The sequence below is a fragment of the Streptomonospora alba genome, from assembly GCF_000826685.1.
Classification (GTDB): domain Bacteria; phylum Actinomycetota; class Actinomycetes; order Streptosporangiales; family Streptosporangiaceae; genus Streptomonospora; species Streptomonospora alba.
Genome location: NZ_JROO01000024.1, coordinates 1 through 22,577, shown reverse-complemented (window position 1 = coordinate 22,577; position 22,577 = coordinate 1). Strand labels below are relative to the sequence as shown.

22 protein-coding genes are annotated in these 22,577 nt (G+C 69.7%); 9 read left to right on the top strand and 13 right to left on the bottom strand.

Features of this window, described 5'->3' with window-relative positions:
* The first annotated feature begins 94 nt into the window (after nucleotides 1-94).
* Complete coding sequence (locus LP52_RS12930) at nucleotides 95-2,302, top strand: GmrSD restriction endonuclease domain-containing protein (RefSeq protein WP_040273633.1); 2,208 nt, start codon at nucleotides 95-97, stop codon at nucleotides 2,300-2,302.
* Here LP52_RS12930 and LP52_RS26560 read toward each other — a convergent pair.
* The 3 genes from LP52_RS26560 to LP52_RS12920 all read right to left on the bottom strand — a co-directional run bounded on the left by LP52_RS26560 (nucleotide 2,211) and on the right by LP52_RS12920 (nucleotide 3,985).
* The gene (locus LP52_RS26560) at nucleotides 2,211-3,017 is read right to left on the bottom strand and encodes a DUF6082 family protein (protein WP_238580898.1); all 807 of its coding nucleotides are present in this window, start codon (nucleotides 3,015-3,017) and stop codon (nucleotides 2,211-2,213) included. The two genes, LP52_RS12930 and LP52_RS26560, sit on opposite strands and share 92 nt — an antisense overlap.
* Before the next feature lie 88 nt (nucleotides 3,018-3,105).
* On the bottom strand, nucleotides 3,106-3,723 hold the full coding sequence (locus LP52_RS12925; protein ID WP_040273631.1) for a DUF6879 family protein: 618 nt from the start codon (nucleotides 3,721-3,723) through the stop codon (nucleotides 3,106-3,108).
* On the bottom strand, nucleotides 3,716-3,985 hold the full coding sequence (locus LP52_RS12920; protein ID WP_040273630.1) for a hypothetical protein: 270 nt from the start codon (nucleotides 3,983-3,985) through the stop codon (nucleotides 3,716-3,718). Before LP52_RS12920 ends, LP52_RS12925 begins: the two co-directional genes overlap by 8 nt.
* 194 nt (nucleotides 3,986-4,179) lie before the next feature.
* Here LP52_RS12920 and LP52_RS12915 point away from each other — a divergent pair, with 194 nt between their 5' ends.
* Both LP52_RS12915 and LP52_RS12910 read left to right on the top strand, forming a co-directional pair.
* Complete coding sequence (locus LP52_RS12915) at nucleotides 4,180-7,278, top strand: type I restriction endonuclease subunit R (RefSeq protein ID WP_040273629.1); 3,099 nt, start codon at nucleotides 4,180-4,182, stop codon at nucleotides 7,276-7,278.
* A gap of 41 nt (nucleotides 7,279-7,319) precedes the next feature.
* A complete protein-coding gene (locus tag LP52_RS12910; RefSeq protein WP_040273627.1) occupies nucleotides 7,320-8,837 on the top strand; it encodes a serine/threonine-protein kinase in 1,518 nt (505 codons plus the stop codon).
* A gap of 636 nt (nucleotides 8,838-9,473) precedes the next feature.
* On the opposite strand, the gene LP52_RS12905 is transcribed toward LP52_RS12910, so the two are convergent.
* From LP52_RS12905 to LP52_RS12880, 6 genes are all read right to left on the bottom strand, one after another.
* Nucleotides 9,474-9,929 (bottom strand): GNAT family N-acetyltransferase, encoded by a 456-nt coding sequence (locus LP52_RS12905; protein WP_052809790.1) that lies wholly within the window; start codon nucleotides 9,927-9,929, stop codon nucleotides 9,474-9,476.
* Between the two features lie 190 nt (nucleotides 9,930-10,119).
* On the bottom strand, nucleotides 10,120-10,710 hold the full coding sequence (locus LP52_RS12900; RefSeq protein ID WP_084723156.1) for a class I SAM-dependent methyltransferase: 591 nt from the start codon (nucleotides 10,708-10,710) through the stop codon (nucleotides 10,120-10,122).
* 127 nt (nucleotides 10,711-10,837) lie between these two features.
* A complete protein-coding gene (locus LP52_RS12895; RefSeq protein ID WP_157036315.1) occupies nucleotides 10,838-12,115 on the bottom strand; it encodes an MFS transporter in 1,278 nt (425 codons plus the stop codon).
* Between the two features lie 48 nt (nucleotides 12,116-12,163).
* Nucleotides 12,164-12,850, bottom strand: coding sequence for an ArsR/SmtB family transcription factor (locus LP52_RS12890; RefSeq protein ID WP_040273623.1), 687 nt, complete (start codon nucleotides 12,848-12,850; stop codon nucleotides 12,164-12,166).
* A gap of 60 nt (nucleotides 12,851-12,910) precedes the next feature.
* The gene (locus LP52_RS12885; RefSeq protein ID WP_052809789.1) at nucleotides 12,911-13,174 is read right to left on the bottom strand and encodes a hypothetical protein; all 264 of its coding nucleotides are present in this window, start codon (nucleotides 13,172-13,174) and stop codon (nucleotides 12,911-12,913) included.
* A gap of 163 nt (nucleotides 13,175-13,337) precedes the next feature.
* Complete coding sequence (locus tag LP52_RS12880) at nucleotides 13,338-14,111, bottom strand: helix-turn-helix domain-containing protein (RefSeq protein WP_040273622.1); 774 nt, start codon at nucleotides 14,109-14,111, stop codon at nucleotides 13,338-13,340.
* A gap of 97 nt (nucleotides 14,112-14,208) precedes the next feature.
* Here LP52_RS12880 and LP52_RS12875 point away from each other — a divergent pair, with 97 nt between their 5' ends.
* Together LP52_RS12875 and LP52_RS28760 are read left to right on the top strand one after the other, a co-directional pair.
* A complete protein-coding gene (locus LP52_RS12875; RefSeq protein WP_040273620.1) occupies nucleotides 14,209-15,012 on the top strand; it encodes an SDR family oxidoreductase in 804 nt (267 codons plus the stop codon).
* A 54-nt stretch (nucleotides 15,013-15,066) separates the two neighbouring features.
* Nucleotides 15,067-15,195 (top strand): hypothetical protein, encoded by a 129-nt coding sequence (locus tag LP52_RS28760; RefSeq protein WP_274518811.1) that lies wholly within the window; start codon nucleotides 15,067-15,069, stop codon nucleotides 15,193-15,195.
* Between the two features lie 93 nt (nucleotides 15,196-15,288).
* Here the strand turns inward: LP52_RS28760 and LP52_RS12870 are convergent, their stop codons facing one another.
* Nucleotides 15,289-16,110, bottom strand: coding sequence for an SDR family NAD(P)-dependent oxidoreductase (locus LP52_RS12870; RefSeq protein WP_040273619.1), 822 nt, complete (start codon nucleotides 16,108-16,110; stop codon nucleotides 15,289-15,291).
* Between the two features lie 74 nt (nucleotides 16,111-16,184).
* Between LP52_RS12870 and LP52_RS12865 the strand changes: the two genes are divergently transcribed.
* Nucleotides 16,185-16,793: a TetR/AcrR family transcriptional regulator gene (locus tag LP52_RS12865; protein WP_040273617.1), complete on the top strand. Its 609-nt coding sequence runs from the start codon at nucleotides 16,185-16,187 to the stop codon at nucleotides 16,791-16,793.
* 387 nt (nucleotides 16,794-17,180) lie between these two features.
* Here the strand turns inward: LP52_RS12865 and LP52_RS12860 are convergent, their stop codons facing one another.
* Nucleotides 17,181-18,188, bottom strand: coding sequence for an NAD(P)/FAD-dependent oxidoreductase (locus LP52_RS12860; RefSeq protein WP_238580897.1), 1,008 nt, complete (start codon nucleotides 18,186-18,188; stop codon nucleotides 17,181-17,183).
* Between the two features lie 101 nt (nucleotides 18,189-18,289).
* Between LP52_RS12860 and LP52_RS12855 the strand changes: the two genes are divergently transcribed.
* Nucleotides 18,290-18,895 carry a helix-turn-helix transcriptional regulator gene (locus LP52_RS12855; protein WP_040273615.1) on the top strand — a complete coding sequence of 202 codons (606 nt, stop codon included), beginning with the start codon at nucleotides 18,290-18,292 and terminating at the stop codon, nucleotides 18,893-18,895.
* 137 nt (nucleotides 18,896-19,032) lie between these two features.
* Nucleotides 19,033-19,890 carry a class I SAM-dependent methyltransferase gene (locus tag LP52_RS12850; protein ID WP_040273613.1) on the top strand — a complete coding sequence of 286 codons (858 nt, stop codon included), beginning with the start codon at nucleotides 19,033-19,035 and terminating at the stop codon, nucleotides 19,888-19,890.
* Nucleotides 19,891-20,245: 355 nt separating this feature from the next.
* Here LP52_RS12850 and LP52_RS12845 read toward each other — a convergent pair whose 3' ends face one another.
* Nucleotides 20,246-20,857, bottom strand: a complete 612-nt coding sequence (locus LP52_RS12845) for a TetR/AcrR family transcriptional regulator (RefSeq protein ID WP_040273611.1) — start codon at nucleotides 20,855-20,857, stop codon at nucleotides 20,246-20,248.
* 116 nt (nucleotides 20,858-20,973) lie between these two features.
* Between LP52_RS12845 and LP52_RS12840 the strand changes: the two genes are divergently transcribed.
* The gene (locus LP52_RS12840) at nucleotides 20,974-21,723 is read left to right on the top strand and encodes an SDR family NAD(P)-dependent oxidoreductase (RefSeq protein ID WP_238580896.1); all 750 of its coding nucleotides are present in this window, start codon (nucleotides 20,974-20,976) and stop codon (nucleotides 21,721-21,723) included.
* 79 nt (nucleotides 21,724-21,802) lie between these two features.
* Here the strand turns inward: LP52_RS12840 and LP52_RS27760 are convergent.
* Nucleotides 21,803-22,577: flavin-containing monooxygenase (locus tag LP52_RS27760; protein WP_394298201.1), on the bottom strand; the 775-nt coding region annotated here is incomplete at its 5' end.

The window sequence follows — 22,577 nt, the reverse complement described above, 5'->3', positions numbered from 1 at the left end:
AGGTCACCAACCGGGATTCGCTCCACCCGTCCAAGGGGTACGACGATCAGCGTCCCCTGTGCAGCGCGTCGATCAACGAGGAGCGTCGCCCCGCATGGCCGAATCCCCCATCAGTGGTCACGGCTTCACCATCGAGCAACTCTTCTCCGGGCAGCGGTTCGGACTGGACTACTACCAGCGTGAATACGTCTGGACCCGCAAGCACGTCGGCTCCCTCGTCGAGGACCTGTACCAGCGGTTCGCCGCCTCGTGGCACCCCGAGCACAGCAGGTCCCAGACGTCCGAGTACGCCCCGTACTTCCTCGGGCCGTTCGTGTACTTCGAGGAAGGTGAGACCACCTACCTCGTCGACGGCCAGCAGCGCATCACCACGCTCCACCTGCTGCTGATGCACCTCCGCCGACTGCTCGTCGAGCAGCAGATCGACGCCGACGACGACCTGAGCGAACTCGACAAACTGATCCGCGTCTCCAAACACGGCCGGCGCACCTACACCATCGCCATCGACGAGCGGAGCGCACTACTCGACTCCATCTACAAGGGAGGGCCCTACACCCTCCCGGAGAACTCCACGCCCTCGGTGCGCAACCTCTACGAACGCGCCCGCGACCTCGACGAGACCTTCCCGCCCGAGCTACGCGGTGAAAGCCTCCTCCCCTTCCTGGACTGGCTCCGCGACCGCGTGTGCCTCGTCGGTATCAAAGCCGACAGCCGCGAACAGGGCTGGGAGATCTTCAAGACGATGAACGACCGGGGCGTCAAGCTCGACCCCATCGAACTGCTGAAGGGCTTCCTGCTCTCCCACGCGCACGACCGTCACCAACTCGACGTGGAATGGCGCACGATGCTCGCCCGGATCATCGCCAACGAGCCCTACACCCCCAGCGACTTCATCACCGCCATGCTGACCGCCAAGTACGCCGATCTCTCCGAAACCGGACCGGGCAGCGACACCGACAGGATCGGCACGGCGGCGCACGAATGGGTCCGCGAGAACCACGGCCGGCTCAACCTGCACGGCAAGGACTCGTACCACCGCTTCGTCACCAAGGAAATCTGCGGTCTCGCCGACCGGTACGTCTCCCTGCTGCGGGCCGCGAAAGAGCCCTACAAGGACCGTGAGCCCCTCTTCCACAACGCGGTGAACGGCCTCGACCAGCAGTACACCGCAATCCTCGCCACCGTCTCCCCCACCGACGACCTCGACGAGTTCTGGAGCAAGGCGGTCCTGGTCGCTGGATACCTCGACCTCCTCTACGTTCGCCGCTTCGTGAACGACAAGGCGCGCCAACCCGACGCCCTGGACGACGACGTCGCCCATCTGGTGCCGCGGCTCCGCGATTGCCGAACCAGTGAGGACGTCAGGAACCTGCTCAGCCAGGAGATCGCCGGACTCGACGATGACTTCACCGGGATCACCGCGACCAAGTTCGGCCTGCGGCACGACAACAGGAAACAGGTGCGCTACCTGCTCGCCCGGGTCACCGCCTGGGTTGAGAAGGAATGCGGCAAACCCGACCCCATCGCCAGCTACCTGGACCGGCAGCGCCCGTACGAGATCGAACACATCTGGGCCAACAAGCCCGAGCGCTACCAGTCCGAAGCCCCGACACTCGCCAAGTTCAACGCCCTGCGTGACCGGCTCGGCGCCCTGCTGCTCCTGAACAAGAGCGAGAACGCGAGTTACCGGGACGTTCCCCTCAGCGAGAAGATCGCGGCATACCGACAGCAGAACGTGCTCGCCGCCTCACTCCACCCGGAGTTCCACCGCGCCAGGAACCCCGGTTTCCGCAAGCTCCGCAACAACAGGGAGTACGGGCTGGCGAAACTGTTCCAGAGCTACAAGGACGACTCCGAGTTCACCGCGAAAGCCATCGACGAGCGCCAGAAGCTGTACCAGCGGTTGTGCGAACTGGTGTGGGCACCGGAGAACTACGGATTCAAGATCCCCAAGCAGGTGACGCCCGAGCGGCGTGCCGCCCGGCGAGGCCGAGCGCGCTACGACGTCACCGTGGGCGAACTCATCCAGAACGGCTACCTGGCTGCCGGGCAGGAGATATTCGGCACCCGCGCCGGTGAGCGCTATACCGCCACCATCCTCGGCGACGGCCATGTGAAGGTCGACTCCGGGGAGATCTTCACCGCCGTGTCATCGGCGGCCATGTTCGTCCTGAACCGGCAGTCCGCCAACGGTTGGACCTTCTGGCACGTCAAGAAAGCCGGCGGTAAGGCCACGCTGAAAAGCGTCCGCGACGACGCCCTGAAGGCGGGCCTTCGGGACAAGGCGACACTTCTTGAGTAGGTCCTGATGTTCCTTGCGAGAGATGACGATTCCGGCGCAGGTACTGGACGATTCCGGCGGCGGCACCGGCGATCGCCGCTCCGCTCGCCAAAGCGAGCAGCAGGCGCCCCGCGCCGCTGCGGGTGCGTTCCTCTCCCTCCGGGGGCGCGCCCTCCCGGTTGCCGCCGTGCTGCGCGGGCTCAGCAGGGACCGCCTTTTGATACTCCTCGTCGAGGATCTCGTTGAACCGCCGGTCCAACCGATGGCCGGTCGTCCTCAGCCGGGACTCGCGGGCGGCAGCCCAGTAGGCACGCCCCACCGGCCCGCGGAACATCTCGGCGGCGTTCGCCCGCAGCCGCCTCTCCGGCATCGCGCCCGCCCGGAACGCCGTTCCCCACTGCGTCACGATCATGTTCGTGTAGAGCTGCTGCTTGCGGGTCTTGGGATCCTCGTCACCGGGCACCGGTCCCCAGCACTCGTCGAGATCGGGATCGTCCATGGCCATTTGGAGCAGCTCGCCCATCGCCTGGCGGCGGCTCTCCTCGACCGAGTGGCGCGTCTCCCGCGCCTGGAAGACCAGCGTCACCGCCACACCGACCAGTGCCAGGACCGCGATCAGCGCGGAGACCGCGCCGTAGGTCTGCCCGATGAGACTCAACCGCTCCCACTCCCCGTCGGCCCCGCCGAAGGCCCGCAACCCCAGCGGGGAAACGCCGACGAGCGCGACCGCCACCACGACGAGCAGCAGAACCGTGGCAACCGTCAGCGGCCGGGTGCTTCCGCGATCGGCGGCGGAGGACGGCCCGAGCGTCCACCGCCTCGGCTCAGGCCGTGACGGGCTCCGGAGTCCGGGGAGCGATCTCCCGTTCGAAGAACTCCATGAACGGTTCGGCCTGCCGGTACAGAGCGGAGACAGTGCGTGCGGCGGCACGCGCCAGCGCCGGATCATCGATCCGCTTCGCCCCGGCCGGGGCCCAATGCTCGTCGTAGTGGACTTGGTAGACAACTTCTCCGCCGTACACCATGAGTTCCGGTAGGGGCCGTTCCCGCTCGAACCAGCGGACCCGGCCGGCGTCGAGTACTCCGATTTCGAAACCGCTCTCGACGAATATCCGATGACTGTACATCTCCCACCGGAGGTAGGGGGTGGGCGGGAGTTCGACGATACGCAGCCGCCGCAGCCTAAGCCCCAGACGCGCGTACTCCTCGGCCTCGCCCCGGATGGCGGTGCGCTCGCTCTCGAAGATCTCCAGGACGCGGCCCCAGTCGCCGGAGCAGAACGCCTCCCAGGCGGGGTCCCCGGTCTCGTGGAAGAACTGCGACCGCTCCAGTTTCCAGACCTCGCCGGTCATGGCCGGGTTCGCGCGCAGGGCGGCGGCGTCGGCGTGGTAGGCGCGGCGGTCCAGGTAGGTGCCCTCGGCGGCACGGATACCGTCAAACATCGGCGATGTCCTCCTTGGCGGCGCGCAGCATCTCACCGGGGATGACCACCAGCCGCTCATCGGCGCTTATGCTCAGACCGGCCGGGAGGCGGTCGCTGAAGCGCTCGGTGACGTCGCGCCCCACGATCGCCACATCACCGTTGTCGAGTTCCCAGATCTCCGGGCAGTCGTCGTTGACCCGGCTCTTGTCGAGTTCGGCTGCGGTCTTGCCCATACGCCGCGCGAAACGAGCGGAAAGGTCGACATCCCACAGGCGTTCCACTGGGATCCTCCCATGTGCAGGGGGCGGGCCAGAAACCATTCCCGCCTCGGCGCGTCGGACACTCGATACCCCCCGATTGGCGCGATCCGGCCAGGCGGATGTATGACCGATTCACCCTGTTTCGCCGCCGTGGCCGGTGAACTCGGCCATACTGGGGCCTCGGAAGGAGCCCAGCGCCCAAGGAGCCGCCCCGTATGCCCTCGCCGAAACCCCCGCATCACGAAGCGGCGTTCGAGACGGTCATCGTCGACTCGCTCACCGGGACCGGCGAATGGGTGGAAGGACTCCAGCAGGACTACGACCAGCGGCTCGCGCTCGACACCCGGCGGCTGTTCCAGTTCCTCGGCCGCACCCAGCCCGACGAGTGCGAACGGCTCACCGAACTCTACGGCGGCGACACCGCGGAATTCCAGCGGCGCTTCGCCGAACACGTCGCCGGCGAGATCGACCGGCGAGGAGCGCTCGACGTGCTGCGGCACCCCGTCAAAGACCGCGGAGTGCAGCTACGGCTCGCGTTCTTCAAACCCGCCGGCGCGGGCGGCGCCGACGCCCACGCCGAATACCGCGCCAACATCCTCACCGTCACCCGGCAACTGCACTACTCCGCGAAAACGCCGGAGAAATCCCTCGACCTGGTGCTGTTCTGCAACGGGGTACCGATCGCCACCGCCGAGCTGAAAAACCCCCTCACCGGGCAGACCGTGGAACACGCCAAACGGCAGTACCGCACCGACCGCGACCCCCGCGAACCGCTGCTGCGCAAACGCGCTCTGGTGCACTTCGCGGTCGATACCGACGAGGTGCACCTCACCACGCGGCTCGCCGGGGACGCCACCTCCTTCCTCCCGTTCAACACCGGCTCCAGAGGCCCCGGTGTCTCCGGCGGCAAAGGCAACCCGCCCGCCGGACCCTCCGGGTACGCCACCGGCTACCTGTGGGAACAGATCTGGCGACGCGACACCTGGCTCGACCTGCTGCGCCGGTTCCTGCACCTGGAACTGCCGGAGAAAGGCGCCAGGACACCCCCGCACGAACGGCGGCTCATCTTCCCGCGCTACCACCAGTGGCACGCCGTGGAACGGATCACCGACCACGTCGCCCGGCACGGCAGCGGCCGCAACTACCTCGTCCAGCACTCCGCCGGCTCCGGCAAGTCCAACACCATCGCCTGGCTGGCGCACCGGCTGTCCACCCTGCACACGGTGCCCGACCCCGCCGACCTCGACCCCGGGGCCGGGCTGGGCGCCGACCAGCTGGTGTTCGACAAGACCATCGTGGTCACCGACCGCTCCGTGCTGGACAAGCAGCTCGGCGACACCATCTACCAGTTCGACCACACCCCCGGCGTGGTCAAACGCATCACCACCACCGACGGCAGCAAGTCCGGCCAGCTCGCGGCGGCGCTCGCCGACGCCACCACGAAGATCATCATCGTGACCCTGCAGACCTTCCCCTATGTGCTGGAACAGGTCACCGCGCTGCGCGGGAACCGGTACGCGATCGTCGCCGACGAAGCCCACTCCTCCCAGTCCGGCGACTCCGCCTCAGCCATGAAGCGGGCCCTGCGCAAACTCGGCAGCGACGACATCGACGCCGACGGCGACCCCCTGACCGCCTCGGCTCTGGCGCGCGGCCGCCACCCGGAACTGTCGTTCTTCGCGTTCACCGCCACCCCGAAACCCAAAACCCTCGAACTGTTCGGCACCCCCGACCCGGTCACCGGCACCCCCGAGGCGTTCCACACCTACTCGATGCGCCAAGCCATCGAGGAAGGCTTCATCCTCGACGTGCTCGGCAACTACATCACCTACGCCAACTACTTCCGACTGGCCGGCCCCGACACAGACGACCACGAAGTCGACACCAAGAAAGCCCGCTCGGCGCTGGTGCGGTTCGCGATGCTCAGCCCCGAAAGCATGCAGCAGCGCGCCGAGGTCATCGTGGAGCACGTACACCGGGACACCCGGCGCCGCATGGGCGGCCGCGCCAAGGCGATGGTCGTCACCGGGTCGCGCAACCACGCCGTGAAGCTCTACCGGGCCATCACCGAGTACGCGGCGACACTGGGATACGGCGACTGCAGGGCGCTCGTCGCGATCTCCGGCGAACTGGAGGTCGACGGCAACCCCGACGACAAGGTCACCGAAACCACCCTCAACGGGTTCGGCGAGAAGGAACTGCCCGAACGGTTCGGCTACACGCGCGCCGACGACCCCGGCGCCCCGGCGAACGGCAAACCCGAGTACCGCATCCTCGTCGTCGCCGACAAGTACCAGACCGGCTTCGACCAGCCGCTACTGACCACCATGTTCGTGGACCGCAGACTCACCGGCGTGCAGGCGGTGCAGACCCTGTCGCGGCTGAACCGCACCCACCCCGCCAAAAGCCAGGACGACCTGTTCGTCCTCGACTTCGCCAACGACGCCGAGGACATCCGCAAGTCCTTCCAGCGGTACTACGAGACCACCCTGACCACCCCCACCGACCCCAACCTGCTCTACACGGCCGAACGCGAGGTCATGGAGCACCAGCTGCTCGTCGAGCACGAACTCGCCGACTTCGCCGAAGCGTTCGCCGCCGCCGACCGCTCCCCCGCCGAAGGCCGCGAACGGCAGCGCCTGCACGCGGAGATGAACCGGCACACCGAACCCGCCGCGAAACGGTTCGTCCGGCTGCAGGAGGAGGACCCCGACGCCGCGGAGTCCTTCCGCGCCGCCCTGCGGGACTTCGTCCGGATGTACGCCTTCCTCGCCCAGATCGTGCCGTTCACCGACAGCGGGCTGGAGCGGCTGTTCCAGTACGGCAAGCTGCTGCTGAACCGGCTGCCCAACCGCAAGGAGGAATCCGACATCGACCTCTCCGGGACCGCCGTCGAGCAGTTCCGGCTCAAGCAGACCGGTGTGCACGACGAACGCCTGGCCTCCGAGGGCGCTCAGGTGCTGCCCGGGTTCTCCGAAGGCGGGAGCGGCACCGCGGAGGAACCCGAGACCGGTTCCCTGCAGGAGCTCATCGACGAGCTCAACAAGAAGTACGGCGGGAACGCGCACCCGGGCGACATGGGCGACCCCCTCGACGCGGTCCTCGGCGAAGAGATGGCCAGCGCCGCCGACGCCAACGGCGAGGAGGACTTCGGCCTGGTCTTCGACACCGCCTTCGAGGACAAGGTGTACGAGATCGCCGAGAGCCGGACCGAGTTCCTGCGGATGTTCAGCGACAACGACGAATTCCGGGAGGAGTTCGTGCGCAAGGCCCGCGGACGCGCCTACCGGCGGCTGCGCCGCGACGCCGCCTGAGTGCCCCCTGCTCCACGGAATCACGGAATCACGGTTTTTCGATGTTCCAGCAACGCGTCATCGCCGACCGCTACGAACTGACCACCCCCATAGGCCAGGGCGGCATGGGCGTGGTCCTCCGCGGCTACGACCGCCGGCTCGACCGGCGGATCGCCGTGAAACTCATGAGTCAAAAGGACTTGAGCGCCTCCGACACGCAGGCCGGCGTGCTGGTCGAACGCTTCCTGCGGGAGACCAGGATGACCGCGCGCGTCGAGCACCCCGGCGTTCCGGCCGTCTACGACGCCGGAACCGAGAACGGGGAACTGTACCTCGTCATGCAGCTCGTGGAGGGGCGGAACCTCGGCGATTTCCTCGCGCAGCGGGGCCCGCTGCCCGTGGAGAGCGCGGTCGCCATCGGGGCGCAGCTCGCCTCCGTCCTCGCCGCAGCCCACTCCGGCTTCCTGGTGCACCGCGACATCAAGCCCCCCAACGTCATGGTGGGCCCCGACGGCGCCGTGAAACTCCTCGACTTCGGCATCGCGATCCTGCTCGATCCGAGCATCCCCCGGCTCACCCGGAGCCACGAGGCCCTCGGCAGCGCTCCGTACATGGCTCCCGAGGTCTGTACCGGCGCAGACGCCACCGCGCGCACCGACCTGTACTCGCTGGGCTGCCTGCTGTTCGAGGTGCTCACCGGCCGTCCCCCGTTCACCGGCGCGCGCACCGAGGCGCTCTTGTTCCACCAGGTGCACACCGCACCGCCCCCTCTGGGCGAGCTCCGCGACGACGCGCCCGCGCCGCTCGCCGCGCTCATAGCCGGCCTCCTCCACAAGGAGCCGGCCGAGCGCCCGGCCCATGCCGACGAGGTCCTCACCCGGCTGGCTCCCTTCCTGCCGGCACCGCGACCGGTGGGAACCCCCGACACGAGCGGGGAGCACGACCCGACCCGCCCGTTCCGGTACCCGTTCGCGCCCCGTTCCCGAACCGGCGGCGGCACCGCGCGGGCGGCCGCTCCCGCCTTCCCCGCGCCGTATCCGACCGGGCCGATCGACCCGGATGAGGTGTACGACGAGGTGGACCGCCTCGTGGACGATCAGCGATTCATCCAGGCCGGCGACGTCCTGTCCGACGCGCTCGTCAACGCGGAGGAGCTTCCCGACGACGTCTGTCTGCGGTTCACCCGGATGCGGGCCGACACCTGGTTCTACGCCCGCCGCATCGACCAGGCCGAGCGGGAGTACCGGAGGCTGCTCCCGCTGCTCATCGAGCATCACGGAGAGGGGGCGACCGACGTCATCGACTGCCGGGACGCTCTGGCCGCGTGCCTGGTCGAGCTGGACCGCTACGCCGAGGCCGTCGAGGTGCTGCTCGACCTGCTGGACAACTACCGCGCACTCGGCGAGGAGGAGACAGAGGACGCCATTGAGGTCCGTTTCGAACTCGCCCGCTGCTACGCGGCTCTGGGCGAGCTCGACAACGCCCGGAACCGGCTGCGCGACCTCCACGGCGACGACGCCGTGCGCGTCCTGGGCCCCGATCACCCCCTCACTAGAAAGGTGCAGCTAGTGCTGAATTAACGTCGAACGGGAAAGTACCGTCCACACCTCTCCAGCGCGATGGAGGTTGCGCTCCCGATCCGCGCCCGAGGGGCACGCCACCCCCGCTCGCTGAGCCACCGGGCGATACCGGCCCTGCTCCGCCCGGCCGGCCGCTCCGCGAAGATCCACCGCACATGCGGAGCGGTCGCCGGATCGGATCCCGCCGCCGAAGACGGCGCCCCCCACGTGGCAACTCCCACTGCTGCGGCGTGGGTCGACGCCCCACTGATCGACCAGGTGCGGTGCCGCGCCGCTGGTCTACCTCGGCGGATCATTCTTCGACGGCGACCGCCTGGCGGCTTCCCAATACGGTTCCACCGGGCTCTTCTTCCGTGGTGTCCGTTCTCGCTCGATACCTACGAATCTGGGAAGAAGAGCCCTTTCCCCGGGCGGTTTTCACGTTTTCGCCGGATCGGTGCCACCGGGCGGCAACGCGAAGCACCCGGGCCGGCGCAACAGCTCGTTCGATTCGGCCGTTCCGGGCTCCGCAGTCGCGGCGCCGGGGATGTCACGAAGGCCATGCGGCCGGTGGCCCGAGATCGTCGCCACACAGTCGACGCTTGCGCGTAGCCCGGGGGCGCAGCCCTTCGCCCACCTGCCCCGATCAGCCCCTATTCAGCTGAGCTGAAGGGTGAAGCACTTGGCCAGCGGTTCGCCGACGTAGGGCCCGTAGCCGTCGAACCGTTGATAGCCCTCACGCTCGTAGAACCGGATCGCGTCGGGCTGCTTCACGCCCGTCGACAAGACCAGTGAGCTGATCCCGTGCAACCGGGCGTGGTCCTCGAGCGCGCGCAGAATGCGGATCGCCACGCCGGTGCCGCGTGCCTGCGGGGTCACGTACATCCGTTTGATCTCGGCAGTGCCGTCGTCCAGCAGGCGGAGGGCGCCGCAACCGGTCGCGTCGCCACCCGGATCGCGGGCAATGAGGAACACGCTCACCGTTTCGGCGGTCGGCGGCTCGGTCTCCTGGTCGGGCATGTTGTAGCGGGCGGCCAGTTCGACCTGCATATCGCGGCGCAGCCGGACGCCGTCCCCGCTGTCCCACGGCTCCGCCGCGATGGTTCCACTCACAATGTGCCTCGTTTCGTGGGTTTGTGCTTTAAAAGGTAAGCTACCGAATTCACCGTTCGGGACGCCGCAGCCGTCGACCTCGGCGACTGGTCCAGGTTCGAGACCGGATCCGCCATCCCGGTCTCCGACGGCGCCAACGGCGTCCGGATGCCGACGACCGCATCGGCGCCCCGCATCGGCGCGGGGCCGCTCACCGGCGGCGCCGCTGGGTGATGCGCCAGAGGCGGCGCGGCAGGTCGCCCTCCTCGAAGGGATGGACCTCGATGAGGTCCCACCCTTGGGCGAGGCGCTCGACCAATCGCCGGGAGAAGAAGTGCACGGCGAATCCGCCGTGTTCGAAGATGTCGTCGCCGTGGGCGGTCCCGGCGCCGTAGTGGGCGTCGCCGGTGTGGCGGGCGGTGTAGACGAAGGTGCCGCCCGGGCGCAGCACGCGCGCGACCTCGCTCACCAGGGCGGTGATCTCGGCGGTGGACAGTGCCATGCACAGCAGCATGTGCGCGAACACCCCGTCCACACTGCCCGCGGCCAGCGGCAGCGGGTCGCGGGCGTCGTGGGCCACGGTCGCCGGCCGACCGGTGAGCCGTTCGGCCTCGGCGTCGTGTCGGAGCTGGGCCAGGCCGCTCTGGCTGACGTCGGTGGCGGTGACGCGAAAGCCCGCGCGGGCGAAGTGCAGGGCGTCGCGCCCGTGTCCCGCACCCAGCTCCAGCACATCACCTGCCCCCGCGTCGGCGAAGACCGCGGCGGCGTGCACGGCCGGGGCCGAGGGAGCGCGGCCGTACATGCGCGGATGGTCGGTATAGGTGTGCTGCCAATGCGTGCGCTGCTGCTCTGCCAGACGAGTCCGGTTCGGTGGGCACGGCGAAACTCCTCTCGACGGGTGGCGGGTGGAGGGCGGGTGCGGGACCGTGTCAACCTGCCGGGCGGCGGGCGGGCCGGGCGGCGAAGGGCACGATCGCCAGCGCGAGCACGCCCCCGCCCACGGCCAGGGCGGGGAATCCCGCGGCGGCGACCACCACACCGCTGAGCATTCCGCCGCCGGCACCGGCCAGGGCCACGCCCACGTCCACCCCGCCCTGGGTACGGGCCCGGGTCGCCAAGGCGGCGGCGTCGGTGACCATCGCGGTACCGGCGAGAAGGCCGAAGTTCCAGCCCAGCCCCAGCAGTGCCAGCGCGGTCGCGAGCACGGCCACCGACTCGACCGGGGCCGTCGCGGCTACCAGGCCGGCGGCGAGCAGCGTCGCACCCGAGGCGACCAGCACGGGTTTGCGGCCGATGCGGTCCACCAGGACGCCGGTGAGGGGCGAGGGCAGGTACATGAAGGCGATGTGCACGGCGATGACCAGCCCGGTGGCACCCAGGCCGTGGCCGTGGGCCTGCATGTGGATCGGGGTCATGGTCATGATGGCCAGCATCACGATCTGGGTGAGCACCATCGCGGCCCCGCCCAGCGCGATACCCGGGTTGAAGCGCCCCCGCGCGGGAGCCGGAGTTCCGGACGCCTCCTCACCCGCGGGCACTCCCGCGGCCGCCGGCGTAAGAGCGACGTTCCGGGCGTGCAGCAGCGGGTCGGGGCGCAGGAACACCCACAGGACCAGGGCTGCCAGGCCGTAGGCGGCCGCGGCCAGGACGAACGGACCGGCTAGGGCGGGCGCCCCGACGACACGTCCAAGGGGCTGGGTGGCCTCGGTGAGGTTGGGTCCGGCCACCGCGCCCAGAGTGGTGGCGACCAGGACGGTGCTGATCGCGCGCCCCCGCCGGCGGGGCTCGGCGAGGTCGGCTGCGGCGTAGCGGGCCTGCAGGTTGGTGGCCGTACCCGCGCCGTAGACCAGCAGCGCGGCGAAGAACAGCCCGATGCTGTCGAGTGCGGCCGCGGCCACCACCCCCGCACCGCCCGCGGCGCCTGCGGCATAGCCCGCGACGAGACCCGTGCGCCGCCCCCGGCGGTGGGAGATCCGGCCCACCAGGAACGCGGCGCCGGCCGAGCCCAGGGTGAACAGGGCGGCGGGCAGCCCGGCCAGGCTGCTGGTCTCCAGCATCTCCTGGGCCAGCAGCGCGCCGACCGTGACTCCGGCGGCCAGCCCGGCGCCGCCCAGGACCTGGGCGGCGGCCACGGTGATCAGCGTGCGGCGCTGCAGCGCGTCGGGAACGGCGCCCGCGCCGCGGGCATGAGAGGTGGTGGCGGCCATGTGCGGCGTCCCTTCCATGGGGGCGGATCTGCGTCGAGTGCCCTGGGGTTATGCGGAGCCGGTGTGGACGGGGCGCCCGGAGGCGCGCCATTCCAGCAGTCCTTCGTTCAGCCGGTAGGCGCGGCGGCCGTGGGAGCGCAGGACGCGCACCGCGTCCACCGCCATGACGCAGTAGTCGCCGCGGCAGTAGGCCACGATGTCGGTGTCCTCGGGCACCTCGTCCAGGCGCCGGGTCAGCTCGTCGACGGGGATCGACACCGCCCCGGGCAGGTGGCCCGCGGCGAACTCGGCCTCGGGCCGCACGTCCAGCACCAGGGCGCTGCCTTGATCGAGGCGGGCCAGCAACTCGGCGCGGTCGACCTCCTCGATTTCGCCTTGGCCGGGTCCGGTGAAGTGGTGCCAGGCCCGTTCGACCTCGGCCAGATGGGTGCCGGCGACCCGCTGCACCAGCGAGAGCAGGGCGGCGACGTCGTCGCCCGCCAGTGTGTAGAAGACGTGGTTCTTCACGCGGTGGGTGCGCACCAGCTGCGCGCGTTTGAGGGTCTGCAGGTGCGCCGAGGCGGTCGAGACGCCCAACCCCAGGGTCTGGGCCAGCGACTCCACCGAGCGCTGGCCTTGGGCCAGCAGGTCGAGCATCTGCAGGCGGGTGCCGCTGCCCAGCGCCTTGCCGACCCGGGCGAACTCGCCCCACAACTCGGCGCGCCCCGCTTCCCGACCATCTGTTCCACTATTCATTGGAATAGCGTATCTGATCGAAGGCTCCAGTGGAACGCCCGACTCGTGGGGTATCCGCCGCTAGTGAAACCGGGATCCGGGCTTCGGTACGCACACCACCGCCTTGTCGACGCGGCCTTGCTGTCCCCACTGCTTGATCGGCCGTCCCCAGCGGTCCTTGTGGCCGAAGCGGGCCGCGATCTCGCAATCCGTGGGCAGGGAACCGTCCTCGCGGCAGTTGGCCAGGACCCGGTGGCAGGCCTCGACCCGAACCCGCGGAACCGCATCCGACGGGCTCGCGGTCTCCGTGGCGATGGTCGCCCCGGGCTCCGCTGCCTCGACCACGTGTAGCCGTGGGCGGCTACCCGATTCGGACTCGGGAGTGTGCTCGACCTCGGACCGACCGGTGGGCGCCGGCTGGCAGCGGGCTCAGCCTCGTCCGTGGGAACGGAGTGCTCATCGTCGGCTGCGCACAGCCGGCGAAAGCCAGCCGTGGAGCGGGCGGTGTTCAGGTGCTGCCGGGGCGCTCCCGGTAGACCAGCAGCTGATACCCGGGCACGCTCGCGACGTTGAATGCGTGGAAATCGACGCTTATCAGCCCCCGGGTGGGGTGGCTGAGCCGCTTCGTCTCGTGGGTTTTGGGCCGCACGTCGTGGCGCGCCCACAGCGCCGGGAACTCCGGACTCTCCGCTTCCAGCAGGGTGAGCAGTTCACGGAGCCGGGCGGGGGCCACGGCGAAATCGGCGCTGGCGCGGAGATTGGCCACGGTCGCCTCAGCGGACGCCGCCCAGTCCACGAAGAAGCGGCGCCCCTCGGGGTCCAGCAGGACCATCTCCAGCAGGTTCGCGGTCTCGCAGAAGCCGGATAGCAGCTCCTGCGCGGCGGCGTTCATCGCGAGGACGTCGAGTACCGGATCCAGCACGATCGCCCCGGCCTCGTGCCACGAGTCCATCAGGTTCAGCAGTTCGGGGGGCACCGGCCGGGTCGTCGCGGTTTCGCCCAGCCGCCGCGCGACACCCGCCAGGGCATAGAGGTGCTGCTCTTCGGCCGCGGTCAGCCGCAGTGTCGCAGAGATCCCGGCGAGGACCGCCTCGGAAGGGTGCGCTTCCTTGCCCTGTTCCAGACGGCGGTAGTAGTCGACGCTGACTCCCATATCGGCGGCGACCTCGTCGCGGCGCAGACCGGGGACACGGCGATCGCCCACCGCGGGCATTCCCAGGGTTTCCGGCGCGACCTTGGCACGCCGTGTCATGAGGAACTCGCCCAAATCGGTGCGCGACATGCGGAGATTCTAGTTGCCAACAGGCTTCCTGACCGGGTCGGCGGGGGGCCGTATCGCTACCCCCCGAATCGCCCGCACCGCATGCAGGCTCTTCGGTATGACCACAACGCAGAGCAACCAGTCCCCCGTCCGTGTCGTCTCCGGAACGCCGCTCGCCGGACGCGTCGCCGTCGTAACCGGTGCGTCGAGCGGCATCGGCGAAGCGACCGCCGCACGCTTCGCGGAACTCGGGGCGAAGGTCGCGCTGGTGGCCCGCCGCGGCGACCGGCTCGACAAGGTCGAGGACCGCATCCGCGCCGACGGCGGTACCGCATTGTCCCTGCCGACCGATGTCACCGACCGCGCCGCCGTCCTGGAGACCGCCGACCGGATCACCGACGAGCTCGGCCGGGTCGACCTGGTCTTCGCGAACGCCGGCGTACAGCTGATCTCCGGGATCACCGATCTGGCGACAGCGGACTGGGACGCCCAGATCGACCTCAACATCAACGGCGTCATGAACACCATCCAGGCCTTCGTGCCGTCGCTGGAAGCGGCCGCGGCCGCCGACCGGAGGGCCGACCTCATCACTACGTCCTCGATCGCCGCCGTCCGGATCCTGGAGGGCTTCCAGGTCTACTCGGCGAGCAAGGCCTATGTCACCCAGCTGGCCAGACTGCTCCGCACCGAACTGGGCCGCAAGAAGATCCGCGTGGCGACGATCGAACCGGGCATGGTGAACACCGAGCTCCCGGACCACGTCACCGACCCGGCGGCGACCGAACTGATGGCCGACTTGATCGCCCAGATCGACGTCCTCCAGTCCGAAGACATAGCAGAGACGGTCGCCTTCATGAGTGCGGTCCCCAAGCACGTCAACCTCACGGAGATCACCATCCTTCCGACCGAGCAGATCATCTAGCAGCACTTCGTCACGTGCCGGAATTCCGCGTGCCGATCCGGAACGATCGCAGTCGTGGATCCGGCCGCCGTCGACGAGCTGCGCGAGGACCTCGACGCGCTCTGCGCCGAGGTCCTCTCCTCGATCCCCCGCCGTGCGAAGACCGCAGGTCTGCGACCAAGCCCCGGTCGGCCCGGGCGATGATCGAGCGCTCCTGCGCCTCCTGCACCGCACCCGTGACCGCGGTCGTGTTCACCCGTCCCGACGGACGGTATGCGCCTGGAACGCATACCCCGCTCACGGTGCGACAGGGCGCCGCTTACTCATCAGACCGGCCGACCCCGCCCCGCGCGCCGTGAGCAGAACAGTGGCCTTACGGCTGAAGAGCCGTACCAGCCCTGCGGCGAAGGCGGTACTGGCTCGTGCCGCCGTGCTCGGCACGGACCTGTCCCGGTCGAGGGCACGCACCAACGCCCGTGCGACCTCGTCGGGGGTCTGGAATCCGCTCCCGTACCCCTGCGTGCCGATCTCGTCGAAGAACTCCGAGCGGGTGAGCCCCGGCGAGAACGCCATGGTGCGCAGTCCGCTCCCGCGCGTTTCCCACCACAGCGCCTCGGTGAAGTTCAGCACGAACGCCTTGCTCGCCGCGTAGACGGCCATGCCCGGGATCGGTTGATAGGCCGCCCCGCTCGCGATGTTGACCAGGTATCCGCCCTCTGCCCGGCTCAGTCGGTCGATGAAGGCTCGGGTGATGTCCACGAGGGCGGTGACGTTGAGGGCGAGCAGCGCTTCGAGTTCGTCCGGGTCCTGATCGGCGAAGGCTCCGTCCGAACCGATCCCCGCGTTGTTGATCAGGCTGGTCACGCGGACGCCTCGGCGGTCCACCTCGGCGGCCAGGTCCCGGCCCGCCCCGGGCCGAGCGAGGTCCGCGGACACGGTTTCGACCCGGACACCGTGCGCCGTGCGCAGTTCGGCAGCCAGAGCATCCAGTCGTTCGGTGCGGCGTGCGGCGAGCACCAGGGCGGTGCCGCGTTCGGCGAGCCTGCGGGCCAGGTCGGCCCCGATCCCGGAGCTGGCGCCGGTGATGAGCGTGGTCTGGGAGGAATGGTCGATAGCCATGACAACACCGTATGCCAAGATGACACCGAGTGCCATACTCGGCGCTAAGTGACTCGTCTTATAGGGTGAACTCCGTGAACAGTGGAGAAGCCAAGCCCGGTCTGCGCGAACGCACACGCCGTGCGATACACCGGGAGATCGCCGAGACCGGCATGGCCCTCTTCCTCGAACACGGCTTCGAGGAGATCACCGTCGATCAGATCGCCGAGGCCGCCGGGATCTCCCGACGTTCGTTCTTCCGCTACTTCGCCACCAAGGAGGACGTCGTCCTGGGCGATTTGATCGACCGGGGGCACCGCGTCCGTACCGCACTCTCCGAACGCCCTCCCGGGGAAGAACCCTGGACCGCCATCCGTTCCGCGCTTCTGGAGCTACGCGACGAAGCGTGGGCCGGCACGGAGACAGAGCTGCGCATCGCCCGGATGCTGTTCCAGGCGCCGTCCCTGCGCGCACGCCACCTGGAGAAGCACCTCGCCTGGCAGGAGATGCTCGTCCCCGAACTCACCCGACGCTTGCGCGCCGCGGCGGACATCGACGAAATGCGCGCCACCCACCACGCCACCGCGATCATCGCCACCGCCCTGACCTGCCTCGACGTCGCCACCGAAGCATGGGTACACCGCAACGGCACCGTGCCCCTAGAGGACCTCTGGGACGAGGCCGTCACCGCCGTCAGATCATGACACCGCCCTGCACGCACACCCGACGCACGACGTACCACCCCGCGTGCGCGAACACACCGGCGACCTGCCGGGTGCTGTGTGACCGCGACGCGCCTCCAACCTTCGCCGTCCCGCCCCTGAGCGGCGCAGCCGAGCCATGACGACCGCTCGATCGGCCGACCGCTCGGAGGCGGCGTGCGCCTCAACAGGAGGTCGCCGACGTCGGCGTCATGCCCAGGGCTATGCCGACCAGGGCCATCGGTAGCACGGACGGCCAGCTCCGGTCCGCGACATCGGCGAGAAGCGCGGACCGGAGCATGCCCAGGACGCCGCCGCCTCCGGCGACGCCGATCGGCTCTGCCCGGAAGCCCGAACACGGGTGGAAGGAGGCGAGGCGCGCCGCGGACGTCAGGCGGCGGTGGTGCCGCTCCGGGTCGCGGCGAGGGCCGCGTCGGTATCGGCCGCGGCCAGCACGCTGTTGATGTGGGATGCCGCCAGGGCACCGGCCGCGGCGGAAGCGCCGAGCTGGGCGGACAGGTCGGTGGCGTTTCCGGCCACCCAGACCCCCGGGACATCGGTGGTTCCGGCCATGCCGGACGCGAAGCGGCGACCCGTGTCCTCGGGCAGGTCCTCCATGGGCAGCTCCAGTCCGGCCAGGCCCTCGGTGCGGGCCTGCATCCGGGTGGCGACCGCGAGGACGCGGCGGGCCGTGAACGCGCCGTCGGCCAGGCGCACGCCCGCGACACCGCCGTCGGCGGCCTTCTCGACCCCTTTCACGGGGGTGTCGACGACACGGATGTTCCGGGCGGCGAAGCGCGCGCGAGTGTTCTCGTCGAGCGCGGTGCCGCGGGTGAAGTAGACGAGGTCCTCGGTCAACTGGCGGAACAGCAGGGTGTGGTGGACGGATGCAGGGCCGGTGGCGAGGACGCCGATGGGCTCGTCGCGTACCTCCCATCCGTGGCAGTACGGGCAGTGCACGACGCTGCGCCCCCAGTGTTCCGCGAACCCGGGCACGTCGGGCAGCACGTCTCGCAGGCCGGTGGCCACCAGCAAGCGGCGCGCCGTGATCGCTCGGTTGTCGGCCAGGGTGACGGTGAACCGCAGATCCCCGTCGGCCGAAGGGGCGGCAGGCTCCGCCGAGGCCACCTCGGCGAAGACGACCCGGCCGCCGTACCGGCGCACCTGCTCCCGGCCGCGTTCCAGGATCTCGGTGGGCGGCGTACCGTCCAGCACGATGAAGCCGTGCATGGCCTCGGCCGGCGCGTTGCGGGGTGTGCCGCTGTCGATCACGGCGACGGAGCGGCGGGAGCGGGCGAGCATCAGCGCACCGTTCAAGCCCGCGGCGCCGCCGCCGATCACCACGGCGTCCACAGTCGCACCCGGCAGTGCGTCGCTCGTGTACGCGGACGTCTGCACGGACATCTCCTCACGCCCCTTCTGTCGTGCGCAGCCGGAGATCCCGGCCGACTGTCTTCGACGTTACGCACGAACTGCCGAACTGGCATACCATGTTGCCCATGACGCAAGAAGAAGGTGCGCTAGACGGCCTCGTACGCAAGCGCATCCGCGCTCTGCGGGTGGCGCAGGGCTTGTCCCTGGAGGAACTGGCCGCCCGGGCCCACCTCAGCCAGTCATCGCTGAGCCGCATCGAGAGCGGACGGCGCCGCCTGGCGCTGGACCAGCTCGTGACCCTGGCCCGCGCCCTGGACACCACCCTCGATCAGCTCGTCGAGAACGCCGCCGACGAGGTCGTCGTCAACCCCATGGTCCACGGCACCCACGGCCTGAGCTGGCCCATGAAGGGCGACCCGGCCATGAGCGTCATGCGTCGGCGGCTCACCGAGCCGCCACCCGGCAATCCCTCCAAGATGCGCGCCCACCCCGGCCGGGAATGGCTCGTCGTGCTGTCCGGCACCGCGGTTCTGCTGCTGGGCCAACGCCGCTTGCGTATCGAGACCGACCAGGCCGCCGAGTTCCCGACGATGCTGCCGCACGCCATCGGCGCCGAGGGCGGCCCCTGCGAGGTGATGTTCATCTTCGACCGCGACGCCCGCCGCGGACATCGCGAGACCGATGGTCAGCGCGAGAACGGCGACAGCGGCAGGGAAGACTCCGGCCCCTAGCCACATCGGCGCCGTCCACCGGCCGATGCAGCCGACGCACGGGTGCGCCTTGCGCGCCCGGCAGCACACCGAACGATCTCCTTGCGCAATCCGCAATAGTATGTGCCGAATCCGCATGACGCGCCTACCGTTGCGGTATGTCGCAAAAGCACTCCCACCACGAACACGCCCACCCGCAGCACGACGCCCGCAACGGGCAGGCGGAGATCCTCGACCTGGACGCGGAGGTCCTCGCCGAGCACACCACCGTCATCACCCGGTGGCTGCCGCTGGAGAGCCGCCCGCGTCGGATCGTGGACCTGGCCTGCGGTACGGGCGCGGGCACGTTCGCACTCCTCGAGCGCTTTCCCGAAGCGCACGTAACCGCCGTCGACGCCTCGCCCGAACATCTCCAGCGGCTGCGGGAGAAGGCGCGCGCCCGCGGCGTGGGCGAGCACGTGCGCACCGTGCCGGCCGACCTCGACGACACCGCCTGGCCCGACCTCGGGACGCCCGACCTCGTGTGGGCATCGGCCTCCATGCACCACATGGCCGACCCCGATCACGCCCTGCGCACCGTCCGCGGCCTGCTCGCGCCCGACGGCCTCTTCGCCGTCGTCGAGCTGGCCGGCCACCCCCGCTTCCTGCCCGAGAACGCCCCTGCCGACCGGCCCGGTCTGGAAGAGCGCGTCCACGCCGCGGCCGACCGCCTCCACGCAGAGCACGTGCCCCACCGCGGCGCCGACTGGGGACCCGAGCTCGACGCCGCTGGATTCGCTGTGGCGGACGAGCTCACCGTCGCCGTCGAGATCGAGGGGTTCCGCAACCCGGAGATCGGCCGCTACGCCCTGGGCGTGCTGCAGCGCATCCGCGGCGCCGCCGCAGCCGAGCTTGCGGAAGAGGATCTCACCGCGCTCGACCGGCTGCTCGACACCGACAGCCCGCACAGCATCCTGCGCCGTAGCGACCTCGCGCTACGCACCGAGAGAACCGTCTGGGCCGCGCGCCGGTTCTGACTCCGTCCGGGCGGAGTTCTGTGTACCGCGGCCCGCCGCTACCCTGCCGGCTCCGAACTGCGCGACCTCGTCCGCGACCTGCGCGAGGTCGGCGGTGAGATCGCCCGTCCGTGGGTCGCGGCGGACCGGCCGCAACCCGGTTCGGACCGACTACTCACCGTCGACGCCCCTGATCTCCCTTCACGCTGGACAGGACGTGCTGACGGTGAACCCGGCGGATCTGCGGGTGGTGGTGTTCAGCGCGGCGGCCGACTCGCCGGACGCCGACCGGCCGGCAGGACTGACCGGCTGAGAGCAGCGGTCAGAGGCGTCGACGCGGGTCTCGCGCGGGCGTGCCGAGCCGGTCCACGGCGCGTCACGTGCTCACGGGCCACGTCTGCAAAGCATGATCCGCGACGTGCCGAAGAGTTTCGCGCTCGACGCCGCCGGCGGCCTGGACCGCGATGCCGTTCGCGACTGTCATGAGATAGCGGGCCAGGAGCTCGGGATCGACGTCCTGCGGGAGGTCGCCCTCGCCGACGGCGCGGCGGAATCGATCAGCCAGGAGTGCGGTGGCGTCGTTTCGCCATGTCGCGAGCCTTTCCTGAGTCCGGCGTGATGCCGGCCCCACGGCCAGGCCGGCCTGAACCCCGAGGCACCCCGCTGGGTCTCCGGGGTGTGTCGTGGCCTCGACCGCCCCTGCGAGGAATGCGTCGGCGACCGCATGAGCCGTGGGTTCTCGAAGTGCTCGGAAGGCGTATGACGCGGGCCCGTCGGTGTAGCGCTGAAGGGCTTTGAGGAACAGCTCCTCCTTGTTCCCGAACGCCGCGTACATGCTCGTCCGCGTGATGCCCATCGCGTCCGTGAGGTCGCTCAGGCTCGTCCCCTCGTACCCGTGCTCCCAGAACACGCGCATCGCGCGGTCGAGCGCGACGTCCGCATCGAATCCTCGAGGCCGGCCTGGCTGCGCCTTCTGCTGAGCCCGCATGCAACCATCCTACCCATTCAGCACCGATCGGTACACATTGTGCTACGCTCTCATTCAGTACCGACCGGTACATAACAACCGCGTGGCCGCAGACCACCCCCTCAGAAGCGGAGTCAATGACGATGGGACAGTTCGACGGCAAGACTGCAGTGGTGACGGGCGGCAGCGCCGGAATCGGGCTGGCGACCGCGAAGCGGCTGGCAGCGGAAGGCGCGCACGTCTTCATCACCGGCCGGCGCGAGAGTGAGCTGAAGGCGGCGGTCGACACGATCGGTACCGCCACCGCGGTGCCGGGCGACATCTCGAACCCGGCCGACCTGGACCGGCTCTACGACGCGGTCCGAGCGCGGGGCACGGGGCTGGACGCGGTGTTCGCCAACGCGGGGGCGGCCGGGTTCGCGACCTTGGCGGAGACGGCCGAAGAGCACGTCGACCGGATCATCGACGCCAACCTGCGGGGCACCCTGTTCACCGTCCAGAAGGCGTTGCCGCTGCTCAACGAGGGAGCCTCGGTGATCATCAACTCGTCAGTCCGCGCCGACGACGGGGTCGAGGGGTTCGGGACCTACGCCGCCTCGAAGGCGGCCCTGCGGTCCTACACCCGGACCTGGGCCAACGAGCTCAAGGCCCGCAACATCCGCGTGAACGCGGTCTCGCCCGGCACGATCGACACGCCCGCGCTCTCCGGAATGGTGCTCGCGGAGGAACTCGAGGCGGTCCGAGCCGAGTTCACGGCGAAGGTCCCGGTCGGACGGATGGGAACCGCCGAAGAGGTCGCCGCCGCGGTGGCCTTCCTCGCATCGGACCAGAGCAGTTTCGTCCTCGGCGCCAACCTCTATGTCGACGGCGGGGAGAACCAGTTGTGAACCCATCCGAGGCGTTATGCGCTCCCATTCATCGCGCCAAGCCAGGGGCCGTAGTCGGTCCTGTTCCAACCTGGCCGACTCAAGGTGATAACCGCCGACTCGGGCCGGGCGCGCCGTCGCCGAACGGCCTGCTGCGCGGCGGTTCCGCACTGAGCGCGAAACCGGTGTAGCCCTGCCGGGCGACCTTCTCGCAGCGCCGACGGAACTCCCCGGCGCCGCCGGCATAGCCCATGAACACACGTGGCTTGCCCGGCACGTTGGCGCCGGTGTACCAGGAACCGACGTCCGCCAGCAGGGTGCTGTCGGCGACCTGGCCGACGTGCTGGACCCAGGCGTCCTCGGCGTCCTGCGTCGCCTCCATCAGCGCCAGGTCCCGCTCGCGAAGGTGGGCGACGGCCTCGGTGATCCAGTCGACGTCGTGTTCGATGGACACGATCACGTTGCCGAACACCGAGGGGCTTCCCGGCCCGGTGACGAGGAACAGGTTGGGGAAGCCGGAGACCGCCAGCCCGAGGTAGGACGTCGGCCCGGCGGCCCACTTCTCGCTGAGAGCGGCTCCTCCGCGTCCGCGGATCTCGATCCGCGACAGGGCACCGGTCATCGCGTCGAAACCGGTCGCGAACACGATGACGTCCACTGGGTACTCGACGCCGTCGACCAGCGGTCCGCGCGGCGTGACGGCGTCGATAGGGGTGTCCTTGATGTCGATGAGGTGAACGTTGTCCCGGTTGAACGCCTCGTAGTACCCGGTGTCCACGCAGATCCGCTTGCCGCCCAGGGGGTATCCCCTGGGCAGCAGCTGCTCGGCTACGCCCGGGTCGTGGACCTTCTCCCGGATCTTGCCGTGGAGGAAC

Coding starts and splice junctions, on each gene's coding strand:
- LP52_RS12930 (WP_040273633.1), top strand. CDS start 95: ATGGCCGAATCCCCCATCAGTGGTCACGGCTTCACCATCGAGCAACTC.
- LP52_RS12925 (WP_040273631.1), bottom strand. CDS start 3,723: ATGTTTGACGGTATCCGTGCCGCCGAGGGCACCTACCTGGACCGCCGC.
- LP52_RS12915 (WP_040273629.1), top strand. CDS start 4,180: ATGCCCTCGCCGAAACCCCCGCATCACGAAGCGGCGTTCGAGACGGTC.
- LP52_RS12910 (WP_040273627.1), top strand. CDS start 7,320: ATGTTCCAGCAACGCGTCATCGCCGACCGCTACGAACTGACCACCCCC.
- LP52_RS12900 (WP_084723156.1), bottom strand. CDS start 10,710: ATGTACGGCCGCGCTCCCTCGGCCCCGGCCGTGCACGCCGCCGCGGTC.
- LP52_RS12895 (WP_157036315.1), bottom strand. CDS start 12,115: ATGGCCGCCACCACCTCTCATGCCCGCGGCGCGGGCGCCGTTCCCGAC.
- LP52_RS12890 (WP_040273623.1), bottom strand. CDS start 12,850: ATGAATAGTGGAACAGATGGTCGGGAAGCGGGGCGCGCCGAGTTGTGG.
- LP52_RS12880 (WP_040273622.1), bottom strand. CDS start 14,111: ATGTCGCGCACCGATTTGGGCGAGTTCCTCATGACACGGCGTGCCAAG.
- LP52_RS12875 (WP_040273620.1), top strand. CDS start 14,209: ATGACCACAACGCAGAGCAACCAGTCCCCCGTCCGTGTCGTCTCCGGA.
- LP52_RS12870 (WP_040273619.1), bottom strand. CDS start 16,110: ATGGCTATCGACCATTCCTCCCAGACCACGCTCATCACCGGCGCCAGC.
- LP52_RS12855 (WP_040273615.1), top strand. CDS start 18,290: ATGACGCAAGAAGAAGGTGCGCTAGACGGCCTCGTACGCAAGCGCATC.
- LP52_RS12850 (WP_040273613.1), top strand. CDS start 19,033: ATGTCGCAAAAGCACTCCCACCACGAACACGCCCACCCGCAGCACGAC.
- LP52_RS12845 (WP_040273611.1), bottom strand. CDS start 20,857: ATGCGGGCTCAGCAGAAGGCGCAGCCAGGCCGGCCTCGAGGATTCGAT.
- LP52_RS12840 (WP_238580896.1), top strand. CDS start 20,974: ATGACGATGGGACAGTTCGACGGCAAGACTGCAGTGGTGACGGGCGGC.